General features: G+C 63.3%; 6 protein-coding genes and 1 pseudogene. 1 reads left to right on the top strand and 6 read right to left on the bottom strand.

Annotation, left to right across the window (positions count from 1 at the left end):
• Positions 1-112 precede the first annotated feature (112 nt).
• The 6 genes from hisD to J0I79_RS02115 form a co-directional block, all read right to left on the bottom strand.
• Entirely contained in the window at positions 113-976 is an 864-nt protein-coding gene (hisD, locus tag J0I79_RS02140) for a histidinol dehydrogenase (protein WP_292855027.1), read from the bottom strand.
• A 31-nt stretch (positions 977-1,007) separates the two neighbouring features.
• Complete coding sequence (locus tag J0I79_RS02135) at positions 1,008-1,748, bottom strand: SDR family oxidoreductase (protein WP_127388884.1); 741 nt, start codon at positions 1,746-1,748, stop codon at positions 1,008-1,010.
• Positions 1,749-1,770: 22 nt separating this feature from the next.
• Positions 1,771-2,484 carry an SDR family NAD(P)-dependent oxidoreductase gene (locus J0I79_RS02130; RefSeq protein WP_127385803.1) on the bottom strand — a complete coding sequence of 238 codons (714 nt, stop codon included), beginning with the start codon at positions 2,482-2,484 and terminating at the stop codon, positions 1,771-1,773.
• Entirely contained in the window at positions 2,481-3,365 is an 885-nt protein-coding gene (locus tag J0I79_RS02125; protein ID WP_292855023.1) for a polysaccharide deacetylase, read from the bottom strand. Before J0I79_RS02125 ends, J0I79_RS02130 begins: the two co-directional genes overlap by 4 nt.
• A 71-nt stretch (positions 3,366-3,436) precedes the next feature.
• Complete coding sequence (locus J0I79_RS02120) at positions 3,437-4,435, bottom strand: ABC transporter substrate-binding protein (RefSeq protein ID WP_292855021.1); 999 nt, start codon at positions 4,433-4,435, stop codon at positions 3,437-3,439.
• A gap of 49 nt (positions 4,436-4,484) precedes the next feature.
• A complete protein-coding gene (locus J0I79_RS02115; RefSeq protein WP_292855019.1) occupies positions 4,485-6,581 on the bottom strand; it encodes a N,N-dimethylformamidase beta subunit family domain-containing protein in 2,097 nt (698 codons plus the stop codon).
• A gap of 143 nt (positions 6,582-6,724) precedes the next feature.
• Between J0I79_RS02115 and J0I79_RS02110 the strand changes: the two are divergent.
• A pseudogene (locus tag J0I79_RS02110) lies at positions 6,725-7,151 on the top strand (LuxR family transcriptional regulator); the annotation flags it as partial.

Below are 7,151 nucleotides of genomic sequence, written 5' to 3'. Positions count from 1 at the left end.
CGATGGAACGATGTCAAACTGGGGGGCACATACGTCAGCCCTGGCTACGCTATCCACAGAGATCAAGTGCAATGCGGCCGATATCGCACTCGGGTTCTTGCTCCGTTCGCCCTTAGCGTACGATTTTGAGCAGTTCTTGTTCCGACCCCGTGGTGACGACGAAGGCTGAGGAGTCCGGGCCATGCTCCGATTCAACTGTCAGTTCCAATGCTGCGAGTGCGGCGGGGACCGAGTTGTCGGCATAGACCAGCAATTCGCTTGGGCCGGCGGGGCTGCCCGGATCGATCCGGTTCGACAGAAGCTGGCGCGCCGCGCTGACCCATGGACTGCCGGGGCCGACGATCTTTGCGCATTTCGGCACGGTCTGGGTGCCGTAGGCAACCGCCGCCACCGCCTGGGCACCACCGCAGAGATAGATCTCTTCGATACCGATCAGCGAAGCGATGAAGCGTGTGGCGGCATCGGCCGTGCCGTCCGCTCCGGGCGGTGTCACGATGACCACCCTTGGCACGCCGGCCACCTTCGCGGGCACCGCGGTCATGATCGCGCTCGACGGGAAGAATCCCTTGCCGCGCGGCACGTAGCAGGCGACGGAATCGATCGACGTCCAGCGGTCGCCGATCAGCGCGCCTTCGGTTGCCTCGCTCAGCCAGAGATTGTCGGGCATCTGCGCCTCATGGAATCGCCTCACTTGCGCCACCGAGAGCCGGATCGCCGCGACGATCTCGGCATCGAGTTCCTTTTCGGCGCCGGCAATCTGGCTTGCGGACACCTTCAATGCCTTACGCACCAGCGTCACGCCGTCGAACCGGGCGGCAAGCTCGATCAGGGCATCGTCGCCCCTGGTCCGCACTGCGGCGATAATCGGTTCGACCTTGCGGATTGTGTCGGTGAGGTCGGCCTCGGTCCGCTCGAGCAGGCTTGTGCGCGCCTCGGGCGACATCGTGGCCAGGTCGTGGATTGCTACATCTGACATTCTGTTTCCTTCGTGCTGTCGAAACGCCCCTTCACGGGGCGACGCGTGCGGCAAGCCAGCCGCCGTCGATATTGAGGATGTGGCCGGTGATGAACTGGGCGTCCGGGCCGCACAGGAACAGGATGCCGCCGGCGACATCCTCTACTGTGCCGACGCGCCGGATCGGCGTGGTTTCGATCATGGCGCGCCGGTACCAGGCGTCCGAGGCGATCCGCTCGGCGACGATCGGCGTATTGATGACGCCGGGCGCCACACCGTTCACGCGGATTCCGTCGGCCGACAGGTCGGCAGCCAGCTGGCGCGTCAGTTGCGACAGCGCGCCCTTGGACGCGGCATAGACGGCGGTGTTGGGGAAACCGACCTCGCCGAACACCGAACAGACATTGACGATGCAGCCGCCGGGTCTCGCCAGGTATAGAAGCATGTCGCGGGTCAGCCGCATGGCGGCGCGCACGTTGATCCCCATGACATGGTCGATCAATTCGTCGCTGCTGTCGGCAAGCGCCTTCGGACCGGCAACGCCGGCATTGTTGATCAGGATGTCTGTTGTCCCGAACCGCGCCTTCGCGGCCGCGACGATCCGCGCCGGGGCATCATTATCAGCGAGATCGATCGTCAGTTTCGGCTCCGCGCAGTCTGCCAGATAGTCCGCGTTCCAGTCGACCGAGAGCACCTCAGCACCTTCGGCTTGCAGGCGCCGGGCCGTGGCAAGGCCAATGCCGTTGCCGGCGCCGGTCACCACGGCGGTCTTCCCCTGAAATCGCCTTTCCATTGCCAGTCCTTTCAAGGCTGATCTAGATCGTCTGCCCGCCGTCGATCGTGAACTCAGACCCGGTGATGTATTCGCTGCCGGGCGACACCAGGAACGCCACGAGATGCGCGATCTCCTGCGGCTTGGCCAATCGGCCAAGCGGCACCGAGGCGGTCATCGCAGTCAGGTTCTCGGCGGTGTTCTCGCCAAGCATCGGCGTGTCGACCAGGCCCGGATGAACCGCATTGACCCGGATGTTGCGGCCGGCAAGTTCGCGCGCCGCGACCTTGGTCATGCCGCGGATCGCCCATTTCGAGGTCGAATAGGCGAAGGCGCCGCCGAACCCTCTCAAACCGCCGGTCGAGCAGACGTTGACGATCGAGCCGCCCTGCGCCGGCATCAGCGCTGCGGCCGCGCGCATGCCGAGGAACGTGGCCAGCTGGTTGACGTCGGTGACGGCCTGGAAACCGGCAACGCTTTCTTCCAGGAACGGCACCGGATTGAAGATGGCGGCGTTGTTGACCAGCGCATCGATAGGGCCGAACCGCTGGGCAACCATCTCCGAAATCCTCACCCAATCGGCCTCGCTTACGACATCGAAGGAGGCCGACAGGATCTGGCCGGCGCCGGTGGCCTGTTCGCTCACGCCGGTGAACGACCGGTCGAGCGCGATCACGGTCGCACCTGTCGACGCAAACAGCGTCGCGATTGCTCCGCCGATCCCGCCGGCGGCACCGGTGACGATTGCCGTTTTCATCTGGTCAGCCTGTTATCACCGGCATCAGCGGGCAGGGACGGCGAGCGGCCCTTGCGCCATTGCCGCACATAGTCCTGGCATGTCGTGAAGCCAGCGCGCTCATGCGAGGCGACATGGCGGATGAATTCCTCGAGCATCAGCAGCCGGTGGCCGCGACCCATGATCTGCGGGTGCATGGTCACCACCATCACGCCGCTGCCGATGCGCTGGTAGAGGAAGTCGAACTCGGCCTTCCAGATCTCCAGCACCGTCGACGGCGCGCGGCCGCCCGGCAGGTAGCCTTTGTCGGTCGCCAGGAACTCGAATTGGGGAAAATCGTCGAGATGCCAGGCGACCGGCATTTCGACGAGGTCGACGGGCAGGCCGAAGCGGAATTCTTCCGATGTCGACCACGCATCGCCGATCCGGCACCAATAAGGCTCGTGGTCGTTGCCCATCATCGAGCTTTCATACTCGAAGCCGAATTCGAGCAGCAGTTCGACGGTCGACGGGCTGTTGTCCCAGGCCGGCGAGCGGTATCCGGATGGCCTGACGCCGGCGACCTTGTCCAATGCTTCCAGGCCTCGCAGCAGGACGCTACGCTCTTCCTCGCGAGTCAGCAGCACCGGGTTCTCATGAACCCAGCCATGATGGCCGATCTCGTGGCCGCCATCGCGAAAGGCGCACACGACCGGCGGGAAGGCGAGTGCCGAATGGCCCGGCACGAAGAAGGTTGCCGGGATGGCCGCCTGCTCCAACACCCTGAGGATGCGGCGCGCGCCGATCGGATCGAACTCGCCGCGCGAAAGCATGCTCGGCGACGTCGCCCGATGGCTGCCGATCCACGTCGAATAGCCATCGAAATCGAACGTCAAGGCGACTTGAACATCGGTGCTGGTCATGTCTGGATGTCTTCCCGCCATCGCGGTGGGAAGGCAGGCCCGCAATGGCCTGCCTTCCGGTTCGCGGGCGATTACTTCGAATGCGCCACGGTCGGGTCGATGGCGGCGTCGTAGGCGATGTCCTTGTCGATCAGCTTGGCCGCTATCGCTGCCTTGACGATGCCGGGATAGGTGTCGGACTTGAACACGCCGTTGAGCGCCTTCTGGCTTTCGCTGACCGAATAATACGACACGCCGTCGAAGGCCGTCGCCAGATCCGCCGGCTCGGCGCCGACGCCCTTGGCGATGATCGCACGGCCTTCCTCGGTGTGGGCGCGATAATATTCGAGCGCCTGGTCCCAGCTCTTCAGCATGGCTTGCACCTGGCCCGGCTTCTTCTTCAGTGTCTCCTCCGGCACGGAAAGCACGTCGCTGATCAGGCCCGGCGCCTCACCGGCCTCGGCCAGCACCTTGATGTTCTTGTCGGCGCCAATGGCGGCCGAAATATACGGCTCATAGGTCACGGCCGCCGGCACGGTGCCGGAAATGATCGCGGTGCCGGCGCTGGCGGCCGGCATCGGCAGGACGTTGACGTCGTCGATGGTCATGCCGTTCTTCTGCAGCACGTAGTTCAGCAGCAGATCGCTGGTCGAGCCGCGTTCGAAGGCAACCTGCTTGCCCTTGAGGTCGGCCACCGTCTTGATGTCGCTGTTGACCAGGATGGCATCGGCCTTGGTGCTGGCATCGAGCAGCAGCACGCCCTTGATCGGGATGCCGGCCTGCACCTTGGCCAGCAACTGCTGGATGGACTCGTTGTCGCCGTCGACCTGGCCGGCGGCAACCGCCGCGCCCATGTCCTTGTCCTCGACGAAATTGGTCAACTCGACGCCTTCTAGGCCGTTGGCTTTGAAGAAGCCCTTTTCCTGGGCGATGTACCACATGCCGTAGCCAAGCCAGGGCGATATTGCGAGCTTGAATACGCCGGGCTCGACCGGAAGGTCCTGCGCGTTTGCTGGCTGTGCCGCGAACGGCATTGCGGTGGCGAGCGCCAATAGGGCGACCGCCCCGACGAAATGTTTTCTGATTCCCATGATCCTGGTCCTTGTTCCCAAAGTCTGATGTTGAACTGTCACTATGCGTCTAAGCCGGCCCGGCGGCGGGTTTGCTCCCGCCCTGTTGCTGTCGGTCCGGGTTCGTCCGGCTCTTTGCCGCCGCCAGATGCGTCAGCAAATTCTTCGTGATCCGGCCGACGTCGTTCATGGCATTGCCGGTCGGCAGAGCGCCGCACCAGGCGACCGAACTCGCCGAAAAGATCAAACCACCTGAAGGCAGAAGGCGCAGCGTCATCTCCGCGCAGCGCCGCGTAGCGCGTTCCTCCGCGCCGCCCTCGTACCAACGCGTCGCGTCATGGACGAAGCTGTCCGGAAAGCCGGTTGCGCGGGCAATGACTGTCGTATCGGGGGAGGTGCCGAGATGCGGATCGGTGGCATCGACCTCATAGCCGGCCGCACCGCCAAGCACGATGCCCTCGTCGCCGAAGGTCTCGTTGGTGACGCCGTCGAACAGCCATGCGGCCGACGGTTCACGGCTTTCTGGTGTGCGTGTGAACGACCGCGCGCTGTCGAAACCCATCAGTGAGATGGCGACGCCAGTCAGCGAGAATTCACCGCGCCCGCTGGCGCGGAGATGGCCGCCCGGCTGGTTGGTGATCGACAGCGACTGTTCGGCGATCGGCCCGTCCCAGGTGCGGCCGGCTTCGAGCGGCGAACGGCGCAGTTCCATCAGATCGTCCTGGAACGCCACCTTGCCGGCAAAGCCATTGCCGCCGAGATAGGCGATGGAGCCGCCCGCCGCCGCGAACTGGCGCAGCGCATGCTCCATCTCGACCGACATGTATTCGGGATGGCTGCCGGTGATGACCGCCTGGTAGCCCTGTAAACCCGCAACGCCTCTTTCATGCAGGTCGCGGTCGGTGATGAGATCGAAGGCGATGCCGTTATTGTGGCAGAAGCGCAGAAAATGCAGGTCGACCGGCAGATTGTGCGGGCAGCCGCACAGCGGGTAATTGTAGTCGTCGCGCAGTGTCGCCTTCGGCTTCCGGGTGGAAGCGATCGACACGCCGCTGAGGTCGCTGTGATAGTCGTAAAGCGACTTCAGATTGTTATCGATCGCGAAGCGATGGCCGCGGTCTTCGCACATCCATTCGTAGAGATGCGCCGGCAGGAATTCATCGGCGTAGGCGAGATAGGTGGCCGTCGGCACCAGGAACAGCAGCGGCGCCCGGCGTGCCGCCGAGGTGATGAAGAAGACGATACGCTCCGATCCTTCGTCATGGCCGACTTCGAAGGCATAGACGCCTGCGGAAGCCTCGGCGGGGATCTGCAGATGGTATGAGGCCGGCCACTGCAACGCGCCCATGTCGTCATCGTGGCAATGCACGGCGTCGTAATGCAGCGGCACCAGCCGGGGATCGAAACTCGACCCGTCCCAGCGGCGCGAGATCATGCAGAAGGCCGGCTGGTTGACCGCTTCCAGGAACAGAACGCCATCTCCGCCTGTCGAGGCGATAGGGCCGCTCGGCAGCAGAGTGGGGAACGTCCACGCAATGCATCCGGCCTTGGTTTGCAGGGCGATTGCCGAGAATTTGGCATTCAACGTTTTGACGTCGTTCGCCGCGCTGGCGCCGAAGACCATGTCGCCGGACAGGGACCATGGCAGATCGAATTGACGCTGCAGGCGAAATGGCGACAACAGGTCGTCCGAGCCGATCTTCAGGGTCGTCCAGCTGCCATCGGACGAAATCTCGACCGTGAGCCAGGTGTTTGCCGGCAAGGTCTCGCCGATTTCAAGCGGCTTGCCGTCATGGCCTGAAGTCAGCCGCCCATCCTGCAGCCCAAGACGCAGATTTCCGCTCTCGAACAGCACGCGGGCGCCGTCATTGCGGGTCAAATACACTTCGAAGGCGACGGCGCCGATGTCGGTGGCCTTGGCCAGTTCCGTTGCCGCGATCCTAGGGAAGGATCCATGATCGAAGTCGCGATGCGATGCGGCATTTCCGGTCGGCTCGACATGCCAATCCATGACCTCGGCCGAGGGCGTGTCGAGCCGCAAGATCCGCACAGTGCGCACCGGCTGCGACGACGAGACATGAAGCGCGACGGGCGTACCAGTCGCTGTGTGCCAGGGAACCGTGTAGCCTGAAACGGCCATGGCGCCATGATCGACGGGACGTTTCATCGCGGCAGAAATCCGCGGGGCGATCCCGGCCTGGGCACTGTCTTGGATGGTAAACTGGACAATTCTCTCGTACCCCTTTCTTTTTTGATTTACACTATGGGTATCGTTTCTTGGGGGTATATACCCCCATCGGGGTATGATTGGTGACAAAGTCCGTTTTTGAAGGCCTGGCGCTGGCCATCGATGCGATCGGCAAGCGCGAGTTCTATCCCGCAATCACCGAGTATCTGCGGCGCTGCCTCAGCTACGACAACGTCATCGTCATCATTTTTTCGGGCACCGCGGTGCCGAGCGTGCTCTACAAGAAGATCTATGGCCCGGATGTGTTTCGCTATCTCGCCGAGCAATATCTGCCGGCGGCCTATCTGCTTGATCCGATCTATCATTTTCATCTGAGGCGCGGCGCGCCGGGGCTGTATCGTCTTCTCGACGTGGCGCCCGATCAGTTTCGCCGCAGCCGCTATTTCAAGTGGTATTATGGGCGGATCGGCATCACAGACGAGATTTCGGTCGTACTGCCGATCGGGGAGAACGTAACTGTCACCATTTCAATGGGTATGGACGGATCTT

The organism is Mesorhizobium sp., assembly GCF_017306585.1.
Lineage (GTDB): Bacteria > Pseudomonadota > Alphaproteobacteria > Rhizobiales > Rhizobiaceae > Mesorhizobium.
The sequence above is the reverse complement of the archived record's forward strand: the minus strand, read 5'-3'. Positions and strand labels throughout refer to the sequence as shown.

What these genes read in the sequence shown, in the direction of transcription:
- hisD (WP_292855027.1), bottom strand. Translation starts at nt 976, where the DNA reads ATGTCAGATGTAGCAATCCACGACCTGGCCACGATGTCGCCCGAGGCG.
- J0I79_RS02135 (WP_127388884.1), bottom strand. Translation starts at nt 1,748, where the DNA reads ATGGAAAGGCGATTTCAGGGGAAGACCGCCGTGGTGACCGGCGCCGGC.
- J0I79_RS02130 (WP_127385803.1), bottom strand. Translation starts at nt 2,484, where the DNA reads ATGAAAACGGCAATCGTCACCGGTGCCGCCGGCGGGATCGGCGGAGCA.
- J0I79_RS02125 (WP_292855023.1), bottom strand. Translation starts at nt 3,365, where the DNA reads ATGACCAGCACCGATGTTCAAGTCGCCTTGACGTTCGATTTCGATGGC.
- J0I79_RS02120 (WP_292855021.1), bottom strand. Translation starts at nt 4,435, where the DNA reads ATGGGAATCAGAAAACATTTCGTCGGGGCGGTCGCCCTATTGGCGCTC.
- J0I79_RS02115 (WP_292855019.1), bottom strand. Translation starts at nt 6,581, where the DNA reads ATGAAACGTCCCGTCGATCATGGCGCCATGGCCGTTTCAGGCTACACG.